This is a genomic window from Actinosynnema sp. NPDC059797, from assembly GCF_042732085.1.
Classification (GTDB): domain Bacteria; phylum Actinomycetota; class Actinomycetes; order Mycobacteriales; family Pseudonocardiaceae; genus Actinosynnema.
Genome location: NZ_JBHWIE010000003.1, coordinates 76152 through 90433, shown reverse-complemented (window position 1 = coordinate 90433; position 14282 = coordinate 76152). Strand labels below are relative to the sequence as shown.

Here is a 14282-nt window from a genome sequence, read left to right as displayed (position 1 = left end):
GGACACTTGACCGGTGGTGGAGTCGGAATCCGCTTGGCGGGAGGCGCTGTACGGACCGGCGGGGTTCTTCACGCGCGGCGAGGTGCCCGCCGACCACTTCCGCACCGCGCCCCTGGTGGGGCCCGAGCTGGCCGAGGCGCTGCTGGTGCTGCTGGACCGGGTCGACGCCGCCCTCGGACGACCCGATCGGGTGGACTTCGTGGACGTGGGCGCGGGCGGCGGCGAGCTGGCCGCGGCGGTGCGGGCGCTGGCGCCGGCCGCGCTGGCGCCCCGGCTGGTGGTGACGGCGGTGGACGTCGGGCCGGCCCGGTTCCTGCCGGGGGTGCGGTGGGTGCGGGAGCTGCCGGCGTCGGTGCGCGGCCTGCTGGTGGGGCACGAGTGGCTGGACGCGATCCCGTGCCCGCTGGTCACCGGCCCGTCGGACGACGCGTGGCTGGCCCGGTGGTGGCCGGTGCGGGAGGGCGAGCGGGCGGAGGTGGGCGCGCCCCGGGACGCGGCGTGGGCGGACGCCGTGGCGCGGGTGTCGGCCGGCGCGGCCCTGGCGGTGGACTACGGGCACGTCCGGGCGGACCGGGTGGCGGGCCGGTACGCGGCGGGCACGTTCGCGGCCTACCGCGGCGGGCGGCGGGTGGAGCCGGTGTTCGACGGGAGCTGCGACCTGACCGCGCACGTGGCGCTGGACGCGTGCGGCGCGGCGGCCGGCGGGGAGCGGGTGCTGGTGTCCCAGCGGGACGCGCTCGGCGCGCTGGGCCTGGGCGGTGCGGTGGACCCGGCCGCCGGCGACTGGCTGGCGGCGGCCGAGCGGGCGTCCCGGGTGGCCGAGCTGCGGGCGGTGGGCGGCCTGGGCTCGTTCGGCTGGCTCCTGCACGGGGTGGGCGTGCCGGTGTCCGACCTGCTGCCGCCCCTGCCGCCCTGGCGACCCTGAGGCCCGGGGGGCTACTGGGCCCAGGGCGGGGTGATCCGCTCCTCCCCGACCAGCCCGGTGATGCCGACGGAGGTGGCCACCAGCACCGTGGCCGGGCCGCCGACCAGCTCGAAGTCGGTGTGCGGCGGCACGACGACGGTCTCGCCGGGACCGACGTCCCGGCCGTGGACCGAGACCCGGCCGGCGAGCACGTGGAACACCTCCTCCTTGTCGACGCTGTGCCGCTCGCCGCGCGCGTCCGGCGGCACCTCCACCGTCCACAGGGCGATCTGGGTGCTGCCCCGCGACGGGGTGGCGTGCGGCGTGAAGACGAACCCGTGGCGCTCGAACATCGGTCCTCCAATTAGTCAACTTGGTTGTCTAGTTGCAGACTAGGCGGTCGTGGAGCCCGTGTCGATGCTGTTCGCCCGCACCTTCCGCGTGATGACCGACCGGTTCCACGCGCGGCTCGCCGAACGGGCGCCGGACCTGGAGCCGCTGCGCCCGGCCCACGGCTTCGCCTTCCGCTTCCTGGCCGGCGGCGACGCCCGCACCGCCGTCGAGCTGGCCGGGCACCTGGGCGTGACCAAGCAGGCGGCGACCAAGACCGTGGCCGAACTGGTGGACTGGGGCTACGTCCGCCGCACCGCGCACCCCACCGACCGCCGGGCGCAGGCCTTGGAGCTGACCGGGAAGGGCCGCGCGTACCTGGACCTGGCCGACGCGCTGTGGGGCGAACTGGAGGAGGAGTTCGCGGCGACCGTCGGTAGTGAGCGGGTGGCCGCGGTGCGGGGGGCGCTGGAGGCGTACCTGGAGGGCGCGGAGGGCGGCCTCCGGCCGGTCTGGTGACGCGGTCCGGTGAGGCGGGGCCGGTGGAGCGGGCCGGTGAGGCGGGGCCGGTCTTCCGCCTCCAGGGCCGAAGACCGCCGGCTCCCGCGCACCCTCCCGGGTGAACCTGGGTCCATGAGGATTCACGCCCTGCCCGCCGACGTCCTGGACCGCGCCCGAGCCCGAGCAGGCGCCGACGAGCACCACGAACTGCACCCCGAGTCGCCGGGCGTGCCGCTGAGGTGCTGCCTGCGCCGCGCCGGCGCCGGTGAGCCGGTGGTGCTGTTCCGCTACTCGCCGACCGCCGGTCGGGGGCCTTACGAGGAGGTCGGACCGGTGTTCGCGCACGCCGAGCCGTGCGGCGGGCCGGAGACCACCGCGGTGCTCCCGGAAGCCTTCCGGCACGCTCAGCGCCTGCTGCGGGCGTACACGGCGGACGGCCGGATCCACGACGGCGTGGTGGCGGCGCCGGAGCGGCTGGAGGACGGCGTCCGCGGCCTGCTCGACGACCCGGAGGTGGTCGAGGTGCAGGTGCGGAGCGCGTCGCACGGCTGCTTCCTGTTCGCCGTCACCCGCGATTAGCGGCCGTGCGAGCATGACCGGGTGGAGATCACCGTTGGCGTGGGGGCCGGGGCGCGCCACCTGGGCGTGGACCGGGTGGTCGACCTGGGCCCCCTGCACCCGTCGGCGCACGGCGCGTACCGGCTGAGGCTGACCGTCCGCGACGACGAGGTCATCACCGCCGCCGAACCGCTCGTGGGGCACCTGCACCGGGGCGCGGAGAAGCTGTTCGAGGTCCGCGACTACCGGCAGGTCCTGACCCTCGCCAACCGGCACGACTGGCTGGCCGCGTTCTGCAACGAACTGGCCGTCGCGCTGGCCGTGGAGCGCATGACCGGCATGGACGTGCCGCCGCGCGCCCAGGTGCTGCGCGCCGTGCTGTGCGAGCTGAACCGGGTCATGGCGCACCTGGTGTTCCTGGCCCCGCTCACCGGGACGCGCGACCGCGACGCGGTGCAGGCCGTGCTGGAGGAGGCGTCCGGCGGGCGGATCCACTTCATGTTCAACCGGATCGGCGGCCTGCGCGAGGACGTCCCGGCGGGCTGGACCGACCGGGTGCGCGAGGTGCTGGCCCGGGTGGACCCCGGCGAGGCCCCGACCGGCCTGGCCGGCCTCGGCGTGCTCAGCCGGGAGGACGCGCTGGCGTTCGGGGTGACCGGCCCGATCGGGCGGGCGTCCGGGGTGGACTTCGACCTGCGCCGGGACGACCCGCTGCCCGGCTACGCGGGCCTGGACGTGCGGCCGGTGGTGCGCGCGGAAGGCGACGCGCTGGCGCGGGTCCGGTGCCTGGTGGACGAGGTGCGCCAGTCCGTCGAACTGGCCGGGCGGTGCCTGGACCGGTTGCCGGGCGGACCGGTGAACGTGCGGCTGCCCAAGGCCGTGAAGGCGCCCGAGGGGTCGGTCTACACGTGGGTGGAGGCGCCCCTGGGCACGTCCGGGGTGCACCTGGCGTCGCGGGGCGAGAAGACGCCGTGGCGGTTGAAGCTGCGGACGCCGTCGTTCAACAACGTGCAGGCGCTGTCCGCGCTGCTGCCGGGCACGCGAGTGGCCGACCTGCCGGCGGTGCTGGGGTCGTTCGCCGTGGTCGTGGGCGACATCGACAAGTAGCGGCAAACAGCGGGCTCAGTCCCCGGCAGGCTCAGTCCCCCGACAGGCTCAGTCCCCGCCGCGCCGCCGGCGGCGGCGTGGCGAATCGGCCCCGCCGAACGCGGCGAGCAGCTCGCTGACCGACTTGCCGTCCGCGTGGGCGCCGGCGGGTTCCGCCGGTTCGGGGGCCTTGCGCCGGCTCGGCTTGGAGATCTCCTCCCACGTGTCGCCGTGCTCCTCGGCACGGCGGCGACCGCCCGCCTCGGTGGGCTCCGGCGCCCGGCGGCGACCCGCGGAGGACGCGGCCTCCGCCTCCAGCCGCTCCACCGACCGGCGTCCCGGCCGCCCCTCCAGCTCGGCCGACGCGCGGCGTGCCGCCTCGGCGGACCTGCGGCCCCTCTCGGGGGCCACGGGGCGGTGGCTCCCGGCCTGGTCCGCCCGCGCACCCGCCACCGGCTGGTGCGTGCCCGACTGCTCGGCCCGCCTGCCCGCCACCGGCTCGTGCGTACCGGTCTGCTCGGTTCGCCTACCTGCCACCGGCTGGTGCGTGCCGGTCTGCTCCGCCCGCCTACCCGCCACCGGCTGAGGTGCCCCGGCCTGGTCCGGACGTGCGCCCACCACCGGCTGGTGCGTCCCGGTCTGCTCGGCCCGCCTGGCCACCACAGGCTGGTGCGTCCCGGTCTGGTTCGCGCGCGCCCCCGTCACCGGCTGGTGCGTCCCGGTCGGCGTGGCGTGCGCCCCCGGCACGGGCCTGGGCTCGCCGGCGAACTCGGCGGGCGACCGCCGGGGGTCCCCCGTCACGGGCCGGTGCTCGCCGGTCAGTTCGGCGCGTCGCGCTTCCAGGCTCGGGCGGCGGCCCGCCGTGCTCGTCACGGGGCGGTGCTCGCCGGCCAGGTCCACCCGGGCGGAACCGGGGCGGTCCTCCGCCACCGGGCGGTGCTCGCCGGCCGGCTCGGCCGGAGCCCGGCCGGACGCGCGCTCGGCGGGCGACCGGCGCACCGGGACCGCCCGCGTCGCCTCCACCCGGGCGGGGTCCGGGCGGCGCGCCGGTTGGGCCTCCGCCTGCCGCACCCGGGTCACCGCTTCCCGGCTGATCATCTCGGTGCGCTCGGCCACCCGGCTGCGCCGCTGGCCGCCGTGCTCGGTCGGCGCGTACTCGTCCTGGGCGGGTTCCGGCGCGCGGGCGGGTTCGGCCGGGGTCAGGCGGTTCGCCACCTCTGCCCGGCCCACCTCCGCCCGGCCCGCCTCCACCCGGCCCACGCGCTCGGTCGACTCCACCTTGGGCTCCACCGCGGGCGCCGCCTCGCGCCGCACCGCGGCCGCGGCCTGGGGCGCCGGGCGCTGCCGGTCCGCGCGGGCGGGTTCCCGGCGCACCGGCTGGGCCGGTTCCCGCCGCACCGGCTCCGGGCGCGCCGGTTCGGGTCGCCGAACCTGCTCCTTGCGGGGCGCGTCGTGGTTCACCCGCTCGATCAGCTCCGTGCGGTCCGCCGAGGGCTTGTCCGCCGTCTTCCCCACGACCTTGTTCGCGGTCTTCTTGGCGCCCGCGGCGGGCAGCGCGGTCCCTGCGGTGATGATCCGCTGGTCACCCACCGCCATCAGCCGGGCCTGGTCGGACAGGGCGCGCATCCGCGTCGACTCGGCGCGCAGCGCCACCCGTTCCACCAGGACCTCGCCGCCGAGCAGGGCCTCCAGGTTCTCCCGCAGGGCGCGCAGCTCCTCGCGCAGCGCCTCCAGGTCGTCCTTGGCCTCCTCCTGGACCCGCTTGCGGGTCTCGGCCTCGACCTCGAGCTCGTACTCGCGACGCGCGGCGACCTCGCGCTCCAGCTCCAGCTCGTAGACAGACTGGAGGTCGGCCACCTCGTCGTCGCGGTCCGCGACCTGCCTGCGGTAGCGGGCGGCCAGGAAGGCGCCCACCAGGGCCGCCCACAGCGCGGCGACCACGGCCAGGCGCAGCCAGCGGGCGTTGTCGCTGAGCACGAGCACCGCCGCGGCACCCAGGGCGAGCGCCAACGCCGCTACCAGCAGCAGTCGCCCGGAGCCACGACCGTGATCTTGCTGCTCGTCATCGTCCGACGCGCCTCGCCCGGTCATGGCGTCTACCGTACCGGTCAGTTATCCGATTGAGACCTCGGCGTCCGCATTCACTCGTCGCGGTGGGGGTCGGTCGGCGTTTTGCAGCAGTGCTCGAGCCACAGGGCGGCGCCGATCAGCGCGGCGGCGCACACGATCCCGACGACGGCGCTGACCACGTCGTGGCCCGCCGCCTCGAACTCGTCCCGCACCGGCAGCACGTGGACCAGCACACCGGCCCACGCGCCGAGCATGATCGCCCCGAGCAGCGACGACGCCTTGGCCAGCGCCACGGCCCGCGCGGCGGTCAGCGGCTGCACCGGCTCCGCGCCGGGCTTGCGCAGGATCCGGGCGCGCAGCGAGAACGCGAGCCACAGGTTCACCGCCGCGATCACCAGCAGGGTGAACCCGGCGAACGTCGGCAGCGGCGGCAGCGTGTCGTAGGAGAGCCTGACCAGCAGGTGCGCGAGCAGACCCGCGACGAGTCCGGCGGCGAGCAGGTCACGGGGCTTGGTGAACCTCACCCCACCATCGTCCCCGAAACCGAGCGGTCGCCCGGAACGGCCCTCGCGGGGTCACCGGAGCGAAAGGTCATCCCTCCGGGTGACACCGCTCAGGTCCAGCCCCGCCACCAGGTCCGCCACCCGCCCGTGGCCGGGCAGCACCGCGCCCGGCTCCACGTCCAGCCAGGGCACCAGCACCGTGGCCCGCTCGAACGCCCCGGGGTGCGGCAGCAGCAGCGACGGGTCCGACGACGTCACCCCGTCCACCACCACCACGTCCACGTCCAGCGTCCGCGGCCCCCAGCGGCGCTCCCGGACCCGCCCCGACGCCTCCTCCAGCGCCTGGCCGCGCCGCAGCCAGCCCCACTCGTCCTCGTCGCCGGACACGACCAGCACGGCGTTGAGGAAGTCGTCCTGGTCGGTCACGCCCCACGGCGCGGTCTCGTACACCGGGGACACCGCCACCAGGGACCCGGCGAAGCCCTCCACCGCGGCCCGCAGGTACCCGAGCCGGTCGCCGAGGTTCGACCCGATCGACAGCACCGCCCTAGTCACGGGTCCTCCGGATGGTCACGGACACGTCCGCGAACGCCAGCGGGATCGGGGCGGACGGCTTGTGCACCGTCACCTCGGTCGCACGCACCCGCAGGTCGGTCATCACCTCGTCCGCGACCTTGCCCGCCACGGTCTCGATCAGGTCGTGCGGTCCGCCGGCCACGATCGCCGCCGCCCGCTCGGCCAGCTCGCCGTAGTGCAGCGTCTCCCGCAGGTCGTCGGTCGCCGCCGCGCGGGACAGGTCCAGCCAGGCCGTGATGTCGACCAGGAAGTCCTGGCCGTCGCGCTTCTCGTGCTCGAACACGCCGTGGAAGCCGCGCACGCGCAGGCCGCGCAGCGAGATCCGGTCAGCCACCGAAGCCACCTCTGCCCGCCCTCCACGCACCGGCCACCGCGACCGCGTCCAGCGATTTCGCCACGTCGTGCACCCGCACCCCCCAGGCGCCGTTGAACGCCGCCAGCGCCGAGACCGCCGCGGTCGCGTCCTCGCGGCCGTCCGGCTCGCGACCGCCCAGCAGCGAGCCGAGGAAGCGCTTGCGGGACGCGCCCACCAGCACCGGGAACCCGAGCGAGACGAGCGCGTCGAGGCGGTTGAGCAGCTGCCAGTTGTGGTCGGCGTCCTTGGCGAAGCCCAGGCCCGGGTCGAGCACCACGTCGTCCTCGGCCACGCCCGCGGCCAGCGCCGCGTCCACCTGGCGGCACAGCTCGTCCCGCACGTCCTTCACCACGTCGTCGTACACGGCCAGCCGGTTCATCTCCCGGCTGTGCCCGCGCCAGTGCATCAGCACGTACGGCACGCGCGCCGACGCGACCAGCGGGATCATCGCCGGGTCGGCCAGCCCGCCGGACACGTCGTTGACGATCGACGCGCCCGCCTCCAGCGCCGCCTCGGCCACCCGCGCCCGCATCGTGTCCACGCTGACCGGCACGCCCTCCGCGACCAGCGCGCGGATCACCGGCGCGACCCGCGCGGCCTCGACCTCCGGGTCCACCCGCTCCGCGCCCGGCCGGGTCGACTCGCCGCCCACATCCACCAGGTCGGCGCCCCGCCGGAACATGGCCACGCCGTGCGCCACGGCGTCGTCGAACCCCAGGTAGCGGCCGCCGTCGGAGAACGAGTCGGGGGTGACGTTCAGCACGCCCACCACGACGCAGCGGTCCGGCCTGGCCACGCTCACCGGAGGCGCCCCCTGATCAGCTCGATCGCCTCCGCGCGGGACGACGCCGAGTCCCGCAGCAGGCCGCGCACGGCCGAGGTGGTGGTCCGCGAGCCGGGCTTGCGCACGCCGCGCATCCCCATGCACAGGTGCTCCGCCTCGACGACCACGATCACGCCGCGCGGTTCGAGCCGGCGCACCAGCGCGTCCGCGATCTGCGACGTCAGCCGCTCCTGCACCTGCGGCCGCTTGGCGTACAGGTCGACCAGCCGCGCCAGCTTGGACAGGCCGGTCACCCGACCGCGCTCGTTCGGGATGTAGCCGACGTGCGCCACGCCGTGGAACGGCAGCAGGTGGTGCTCGCAGAACGAGTACATCGGGATGTCGGTGACCAGCACCAACTCCTCGTGCGACTCGTCGAACGTCTTGGCCAGCACGCTGTCCGGGTCGGTGAACAGGCCCGCGAACAGCTCGCGGTACGCCCGCGCCACGCGCGCCGGCGTGTCGCGCAGGCCCTCGCGCTCGGGGTCCTCGCCGCAGGCGAGCAGCAGCTCGCGCACCGCGGCCTCGGCGCGCTTCTGGTCGAAGGGCCGGCGTGCGAGACCGGCCTCCCCGTTTCCGGGGAGGCCGGTCTGGTCGATCTCGGTCACGTGCGGTTGTCCGGATCCGTCTCGAAGTTCCGCTTGCCGGCCTCGGCGTCCTGCGGCTGCTCCGGCTGCGGCTGCCACGGCGGCTGGGCCACCCCGCCGCCCGGTGCGGTCGCCGGGGTCCACCCGGGCGGCGCGCCGTAGTTCGGCGGCACGGCCGACGGCGCGTGCGGCGCCTGCGGCTGGGCCTGGTACTGCTGACCCGCGTACGGCTGGCCCTGGTACTGCTGGCCCTGGTACTGCTGGCCGCCGTACGGCTGGCCGGGCTGCGCCGGCTGGTGCGGCTGCGGGTACTGCGCGCCGTTGCTGCCGTTCGGCCCGTTCGGGTTGACCGGCGGCGCGGGCGTCGGGTCCGGCACCGAGGGCTCCGCGTCGCGCACGTCCTCGATCGCGGGCGGCCACGGCTCGCCGCGCTCCTTGGCCAGCTCCGCCGGGGTCTTGACCGGCGGCTTGTCCGAGGGGGTGCGGTTGCCGAACTCGTTGAACTTGGTGATCCGGGGCCGCTTCTCGACCGTGGCGAAGATCCGCTCCAGGTCCTTCTGGTGCAGGGTCTCCTTCTCGATCAGCTCCAGGGTCAGCGCGTCGAGCACGTCGCGGTAGGTGTTGAGCACCTCGTACGCCTCGGTGTGCGCGGCCTCGATCAGCTCGCGCACCTCCTCGTCGATCTCGTGCGCGACCTCCAGCGAGTAGTCCGCCTGCTTGCCGGCGGTGCGGCCGAGGAACGGCTCGCCGCCCTCCTGGCCGTACTTGACGGCGCCCAGCCGGGCGGACATGCCGTACTCGGTGACCATCGCGCGGGCGATCTTGGTCGCCTGCTCGATGTCGTTGGACGCGCCCGTGGTCGGCTCGTGGAAGACCAGCTCCTCGGCGGAGCGGCCACCCAGCGCGAACACCAGCCGGGCGATCATCTCCGACCTGGTCATCAGGTCCTTGTCCTCCTCCGGGACGGACAGGGTGTGACCACCCGTCCGGCCGCGGGCCAGGATCGTGACCTTGTAGACCGGGTCGATGTCCGGCATCGCCCACGCGGCCAGGGCGTGCCCGGCCTCGTGGTAGGCGGTGATCTTCTTCTCCTTCTCGGAGATGATCCGGCTCTTGCGGGCCGGACCGCCGATCACGCGGTCGACCGACTCCTCCAGGGCGCCGTTGGTGATGACGGTGCCGTTCTGGCGGGCGGTCAGCAGGGCGGCCTCGTTGATCACGTTGGCCAGGTCGGCGCCGGAGAACCCGACGGTGCGCTTGGCCAGGCCGTCCAGCTCGACGTCCGGGGCCAACGGCTTGCCCTTGGCGTGCACGCGCAGGATCTGCTTGCGACCCTTCAGGTCGGGCGCGGACACCGGGATCTGCCGGTCGAACCGGCCGGGGCGCAGCAGCGCCGGGTCGAGGATGTCGGGCCGGTTGGTGGCGGCGATCAGGATGATGCCGCCGCGCGAGTCGAAGCCGTCCATCTCGACGAGCAGCTGGTTCAGCGTCTGCTCGCGCTCGTCGTGGCCGCCGCCCAGGCCGGCGCCGCGGTGGCGGCCCACCGCGTCGATCTCGTCCACGAAGATGATGCAGGGCGCGTTCTGCTTGGCCTGCTCGAACAGGTCGCGCACGCGCGAGGCGCCGACGCCGACGAACATCTCGACGAAGTCGGAGCCGGAGATCGAGTAGAACGGCACCCCGGCCTCGCCGGCCACGGCGCGCGCGAGCAGCGTCTTGCCGGTTCCGGGGGGGCCGTAGAGCAGCACGCCCTTGGGGATCTTGGCGCCCAGGGCCTGGTAGCGGCCCGGGTTCTGGAGGAAGTCCTTGATCTCGTAGAGCTCCTCGACCGCCTCCTCGGCGCCCGCCACGTCGGCGAACGTCGTCTTGGGCATGTCCTTGGAGAGCTGCTTGGCCTTGGACTTGCCGAAGTTGAGGACGCGGTTGCCGCCGCCCTGGGCGTTGTTCATCATCCACATCAGCAGGAGCAGCAGCAGGCCCAGCGGGACCAGGTACAGCAGCATCTGCATCAGGAACGAGTCCTGGGTGACCTTGGTCTCCAGGACGGGGTCGTTGGGCGCCTCGTCGAGGATGGTGAAGATCTCGTCCGTGGAGCTCGCCGGGAACTGCGCCCGCACGCGGTTGCTGCCCTCGACGGTCACCCCGTCGTTGAGGGTGAGCTTGAGCAGCTGCTCCTTGTCCTCGATCGTGGCTTCCTTGACCTGGCCGTCCCGGATCTGTTGCAGTGCCTGGGACGTCTTGATCGGGGTGTAGCCCCGGTTGTCGTCGAAGAGCACGTTGAAGGCGTAGAAGAGCAGCAACACCGCCACGATCCACAGCAGCGGGTTGCGAAGCAGGCGCTTGCGGTCCATGCACTTACGGCCGGCGGGCGGCCTCGACCCTCCCTGACTTGTCGACGGGCGCGGACGGGCACACCCGTCCGACCAGCCTACCGCCCGTGCTCGGGCGGAGTGCTCCGCGTGCGGGACCCGTCGTGTCTTGCCGGACCAACGGGCGGGGGCCGCCCGGTGTTCCCGCCCGGGGGTACCCGGTGACCGCGAACACGGATCGCAGGTCGAACCGGTTCAGTCGGACGGGCGCCGGGGGTGAACCGGTCGGCGTTCCGGTCCGTAACCCTCACCGGGAGTGGTGCGTTACTAGCAGGTAGCGAGAACATGAGCAGCACTCGGGTGACGTGCAACACGAGAGGTTGTCATGTGATGCTCACCTGTCATCCTCGGCAATTACCGCGAGTCCCCTGTAGCGCCCAACCGGGTGAACACTGAGCGAAGGTGTGAACAACATGCCAGCGCGCAACCGAACGGCCCCCGGTCGCTTCCGCCGCGTCGCCCTGCCGGTCGGCGCGCTGATCGGCGTCGTGGCGGCCGCCGGCGTGGCCGTCGTGGCGATCCGGGCCACCAGCGGCCCCGAGTGCCGGGGCACCCTCCCGCTCAAGGTCGCGGTCACGCCCGCGGTCGAGGAGGTCGTCCGGGGCGCCGCCGACGACTACCTGGCCACCCAGCCCGTGGTGGACGGCAAGTGCGTCCAGGTGCAGGTGGAGGCGCGCGGCGCGGCCGACGTGGCCAAGGAGCTGCCCACCGCCCAGATCAACCCGCCCGCGCTGTGGGTGCCGGACTCGTCCATGTGGGCGGCGGAGACCCAGCGGCAGGCCGGCGACCAGGGCGCGGACGCGCCGCGGCTGGAGGTCCGCGACCCGCTGGCCACCTCGCCGCTGGTGATCGCGGGCTCCGAGCGGGCGATGACCTCGCTCGGCTGGCCCGTCACGCCCGTGAGCTGGGCGAGGGTCGTCGACCCGAAGGTGTCGGTGACGCTGAGCGACCCGACCACGTCCACCGAGGGCCTGGCCACGCTGGCGGTCGTGCGCGCGCAGCTCGGCAACCCCGACGGCACGCCCAAGCCCGAGCTGATCGGCGCCCTGCTGCGGGTCGGCCGGAACGCGCTGCCGTCCGTGCGCGACGCGTTCGGCAAGGTCGTGCAGGGCACCGAGGACGCGCCGGTGTTCACCGCCTCCGAGCAGTCCGTGCTGGAGGCCAACCGGGCCGCCGGGTCGCGCCGGGTCGTCGCCTCCTACCCGAAGGAGGGCACGGTCGCGTTCGACTTCCCGGTGGTGCGGGTGGGCCGGGTCGGCGAGCCGGCGGGCACCGAGGCCGCCGCGGCCGGCTTCGAGGAGGCGCTGCGCACCGGCCGCACCGCCCAGCGGTTCGCCGAGCAGGGCTTCCGCACCCCCGGCGGCGAGGCGCCCGAGGGCTGGACCAACGAGGCCGACGGCGTGCGCGGCGACGACGTGACCACCCTGGGCACGCCGTCCCCCGACGAGGTCTCCGAGCTGCTGCGCACCTGGGGCGCGGTCAGCCTCGACACGCGGCTGCTGGCCGTGCTGGACGTGTCCGGCTCCATGGCCGAGACGACGAGCAACGGCCAGACCAGGGTCGACGCGGCCAAGGAGGCCGCGCTGACCGCCCTGGGCATGCTGCCGGACACCTCGGAGATCGGCCTGTGGGCGTTCTCCACGAACAAGAAGCCGCCGAACGACTGGGTCGAGCTGGTGCCGATCGGGCCGCTGGGCGAGCCGATCGCGGGCGCGCCGCGGCGCGTGCAGCTCCAGAAGGGCGCGAACGGCCTGCCCGCCCTGGTCGGCGGCGGCACCGCGCTGAACGACACCGTGCTGGCCGCGTTCCGCCACGTGCAGCGGACCTACGACCCGTCGATGATCAACTCGGTCACGCTGATGACCGACGGCAGCAACGACGACATCTCCAGCATCGACCTGCCCTCGCTGCTGACCACGCTGCGCGAGGAGGCCGACCCGGCCCGACCCGTGCCGATGATGATGGTCGGCCTGGGCCAGGACGCCGACATGGACGCGCTCAGGCAGATCGCCGAGGCCACCGGCGGCAAGGCATACCAGGCCCTGGAGCCGGAGGACATCCGCGGCGTGCTGCTGGACGCGATCTCCCAGCGCCGCTGTAGGCCGAACTGTTAGGCCGCGCCTCCGGCGCGGCCTCGCGTCAGCTCGAATAAACCTTCGGGTCCAGCGTGCCGATGTACGGCAGGTCGCGGTAGCGCTCGGCGTAGTCCAGGCCGTAGCCGACCACGAACTCGTTGGGGATGTCGAAGCCCACGTACTTCACCGGCACCTCGACCTTGACCGCGTCCGGCTTGCGCAGCAGCGTGCACACCTCCAGCGACCGCGGCTTGCGCGACGCCAGGTTCTTGAGCAGCCACGACAGGGTCAGGCCCGAGTCGATGATGTCCTCGACGATGACCACGTCGCGGTCGGCGATGTCGCGGTCGAGGTCCTTGAGGATGCGCACCACGCCGGACGACGAGGTCGACGAGCCGTAGGAGCTCACCGCCATGAACTCCAGCTGCACCGGCACCGGCAGGGCACGCGCCAGGTCGGTCATGAACATGACCGCGCCCTTGAGCACGGTGATCAGGACCAGGTCGTTCTCGCCGTCGGCGGGGTAGTCGGCGGCGACCTTGTTGGCCAGCTCGGCCACCTTGTCGCTGATCTCCTGCTCGGTGATGAGGACGGAGCTGATGTCGCCGTCGTACACGGACGGTTCCCCTTTGGTCATGCCTGCACTGGTTCCACGTCCAGCCTGCCATGCGCGCGCCGAGCCACAAAGCCGCCCGGCAACCACACCCCGCCCTGACCTCGCCAGTCGCTCACCAGGGCGTCCACCCGCCGGAGGTGCGAGTCGGACAACTCGGGCACGTTCCTCCCGAGCAGCCACCGCCGCAGCACGCGCCGCCGCAGGGCGGCGGGCAGGGACTCGATCTCGGCCACCGCGCAGCAGTCGCCGTCGAACGCCTCGGCCAGCTCGTCCAGGGCGTCGTTGTCCTCCCGCAACTGGGCGGCGGTGCGGGCGAGGGCGTCCGCGACACCACCCTGGAGCACGTCCTCCAGCAGCGGCAGCACCTCCCGGCGCAGCCGGACCCTGGTGTAGCGGGGGTCCTCGTTGTGCGGGTCGTGCCACGGGGCGAGCCCCAGTTCGGCGCAGGCGGCGGCGGTGGTGGACCTGGGCACGCCCAGCAGCGGGCGGCCCCACGGCGGGTCGTGCGGGCGCATGCCGGCGATGCTGCGCGCCCCCGAGCCGCGCCCCAGGCCGAGCAGCACGGTCTCGGCCTGGTCGTCCCGGGTGTGGCCGAGCAGCACCAGCCCGCGTTCGGGTCTCAGCGCCGCGTACCTGGCCCGCCGGGCGGCGGCCTCGGGACCACCCGGCCCGGTGACCTCGACCCGGCGCACCTCGGCGTCCAGGCCCAGGTCGCGGCAGGTCCGCGCGGCCTCTTCGGCGACCCGCGCCGAGCCGTCCTGGAGCCCGTGGTCGACCACGACCGCCCGTGCGGGGGTCAGCTTCGCGGTGACGGCGGCCAGCGCGAGCGAGTCCGCGCCGCCGCTCACCGCCACGGCGACCTCCTCCGGGCGGTGCTCGTCCAGGAACCGCCGCACGGCCACGCGCACCTCGGCCAGCGGCCCGTTCAC

At 74.4% G+C, this 14282-nt stretch carries 15 protein-coding genes; 5 read left to right on the top strand and 10 right to left on the bottom strand.

Features of this window, described 5'->3' with window-relative positions:
• Window positions 1-13 precede the first annotated feature (13 nt).
• Complete coding sequence (locus tag ACFV4N_RS02080) at window positions 14-925, top strand: SAM-dependent methyltransferase (RefSeq protein WP_499670632.1); 912 nt, start codon at window positions 14-16, stop codon at window positions 923-925.
• An 11-nt stretch (window positions 926-936) separates the two neighbouring features.
• Here ACFV4N_RS02080 and ACFV4N_RS02075 read toward each other — a convergent pair whose 3' ends face one another.
• Entirely contained in the window at window positions 937-1257 is a 321-nt protein-coding gene (locus ACFV4N_RS02075; RefSeq protein ID WP_499670631.1) for a cupin domain-containing protein, read from the bottom strand.
• A gap of 49 nt (window positions 1258-1306) precedes the next feature.
• On the opposite strand from ACFV4N_RS02075, the gene ACFV4N_RS02070 reads away from it, so the two are divergent.
• The 3 genes from ACFV4N_RS02070 to ACFV4N_RS02060 all read left to right on the top strand — a co-directional run bounded on the left by ACFV4N_RS02070 (window position 1307) and on the right by ACFV4N_RS02060 (window position 3400).
• Window positions 1307-1753 (top strand): MarR family winged helix-turn-helix transcriptional regulator, encoded by a 447-nt coding sequence (locus ACFV4N_RS02070; protein ID WP_499670630.1) that lies wholly within the window; start codon window positions 1307-1309, stop codon window positions 1751-1753.
• Window positions 1754-1867: 114 nt separating this feature from the next.
• Complete coding sequence (locus tag ACFV4N_RS02065; protein ID WP_499670629.1) at window positions 1868-2314, top strand: DUF1203 domain-containing protein; 447 nt, start codon at window positions 1868-1870, stop codon at window positions 2312-2314.
• 21 nt (window positions 2315-2335) lie between these two features.
• Entirely contained in the window at window positions 2336-3400 is a 1065-nt protein-coding gene (locus ACFV4N_RS02060) for an NADH-quinone oxidoreductase subunit D (protein WP_499670628.1), read from the top strand.
• A gap of 48 nt (window positions 3401-3448) precedes the next feature.
• Here ACFV4N_RS02060 and ACFV4N_RS02055 read toward each other — a convergent pair whose 3' ends face one another.
• Genes ACFV4N_RS02055 through ftsH form a run of 7 tightly spaced genes read right to left on the bottom strand, consistent with a single transcriptional unit; the run spans window position 3449 to window position 10644 of the window.
• Window positions 3449-5470 carry a DUF6779 domain-containing protein gene (locus ACFV4N_RS02055; RefSeq protein WP_499670627.1) on the bottom strand — a complete coding sequence of 674 codons (2022 nt, stop codon included), beginning with the start codon at window positions 5468-5470 and terminating at the stop codon, window positions 3449-3451.
• Between the two features lie 50 nt (window positions 5471-5520).
• Complete coding sequence (locus tag ACFV4N_RS02050; protein WP_499670626.1) at window positions 5521-5973, bottom strand: DUF3180 domain-containing protein; 453 nt, start codon at window positions 5971-5973, stop codon at window positions 5521-5523.
• Between the two features lie 51 nt (window positions 5974-6024).
• Window positions 6025-6507 carry a 2-amino-4-hydroxy-6-hydroxymethyldihydropteridine diphosphokinase gene (gene folK, locus ACFV4N_RS02045; RefSeq protein ID WP_499670625.1) on the bottom strand — a complete coding sequence of 161 codons (483 nt, stop codon included), beginning with the start codon at window positions 6505-6507 and terminating at the stop codon, window positions 6025-6027.
• Window positions 6500-6862 (bottom strand): dihydroneopterin aldolase, encoded by a 363-nt coding sequence (gene folB, locus ACFV4N_RS02040; protein WP_499670624.1) that lies wholly within the window; start codon window positions 6860-6862, stop codon window positions 6500-6502. Before folB ends, folK begins: the two co-directional genes overlap by 8 nt.
• Window positions 6855-7685 (bottom strand): dihydropteroate synthase, encoded by an 831-nt coding sequence (gene folP / locus ACFV4N_RS02035; RefSeq protein WP_499670623.1) that lies wholly within the window; start codon window positions 7683-7685, stop codon window positions 6855-6857. Before folP ends, folB begins: the two co-directional genes overlap by 8 nt.
• Window positions 7682-8314: a GTP cyclohydrolase I FolE gene (gene folE, locus ACFV4N_RS02030; protein ID WP_499670622.1), complete on the bottom strand. Its 633-nt coding sequence runs from the start codon at window positions 8312-8314 to the stop codon at window positions 7682-7684. The genes folP and folE overlap by 4 nt, the downstream gene beginning before the upstream one ends.
• A complete protein-coding gene (gene ftsH / locus ACFV4N_RS02025; protein ID WP_499670621.1) occupies window positions 8311-10644 on the bottom strand; it encodes an ATP-dependent zinc metalloprotease FtsH in 2334 nt (777 codons plus the stop codon). The genes folE and ftsH overlap by 4 nt, the downstream gene beginning before the upstream one ends.
• 431 nt (window positions 10645-11075) lie before the next feature.
• Here ftsH and ACFV4N_RS02020 point away from each other — a divergent pair, with 431 nt between their 5' ends.
• The gene (locus ACFV4N_RS02020; protein ID WP_499670620.1) at window positions 11076-12776 is read left to right on the top strand and encodes a substrate-binding domain-containing protein; all 1701 of its coding nucleotides are present in this window, start codon (window positions 11076-11078) and stop codon (window positions 12774-12776) included.
• Between the two features lie 25 nt (window positions 12777-12801).
• Here ACFV4N_RS02020 and hpt read toward each other — a convergent pair whose 3' ends face one another.
• Window positions 12802-13353: a hypoxanthine phosphoribosyltransferase gene (gene hpt / locus ACFV4N_RS02015; protein ID WP_499670689.1), complete on the bottom strand. Its 552-nt coding sequence runs from the start codon at window positions 13351-13353 to the stop codon at window positions 12802-12804.
• 17 nt (window positions 13354-13370) lie between these two features.
• On the bottom strand, window positions 13371-14282 hold the full coding sequence (gene tilS / locus ACFV4N_RS02010) for a tRNA lysidine(34) synthetase TilS (protein ID WP_499670619.1): 912 nt from the start codon (window positions 14280-14282) through the stop codon (window positions 13371-13373).

Coding starts and splice junctions, on each gene's coding strand:
- ACFV4N_RS02075 (WP_499670631.1), bottom strand. CDS start 1,257: ATGTTCGAGCGCCACGGGTTCGTCTTCACGCCGCACGCCACCCCGTCG.
- ACFV4N_RS02055 (WP_499670627.1), bottom strand. CDS start 5,470: ATGACCGGGCGAGGCGCGTCGGACGATGACGAGCAGCAAGATCACGGT.
- ACFV4N_RS02065 (WP_499670629.1), top strand. CDS start 1,868: ATGAGGATTCACGCCCTGCCCGCCGACGTCCTGGACCGCGCCCGAGCC.
- ACFV4N_RS02020 (WP_499670620.1), top strand. CDS start 11,076: ATGCCAGCGCGCAACCGAACGGCCCCCGGTCGCTTCCGCCGCGTCGCC.
- ftsH (WP_499670621.1), bottom strand. CDS start 10,644: ATGGACCGCAAGCGCCTGCTTCGCAACCCGCTGCTGTGGATCGTGGCG.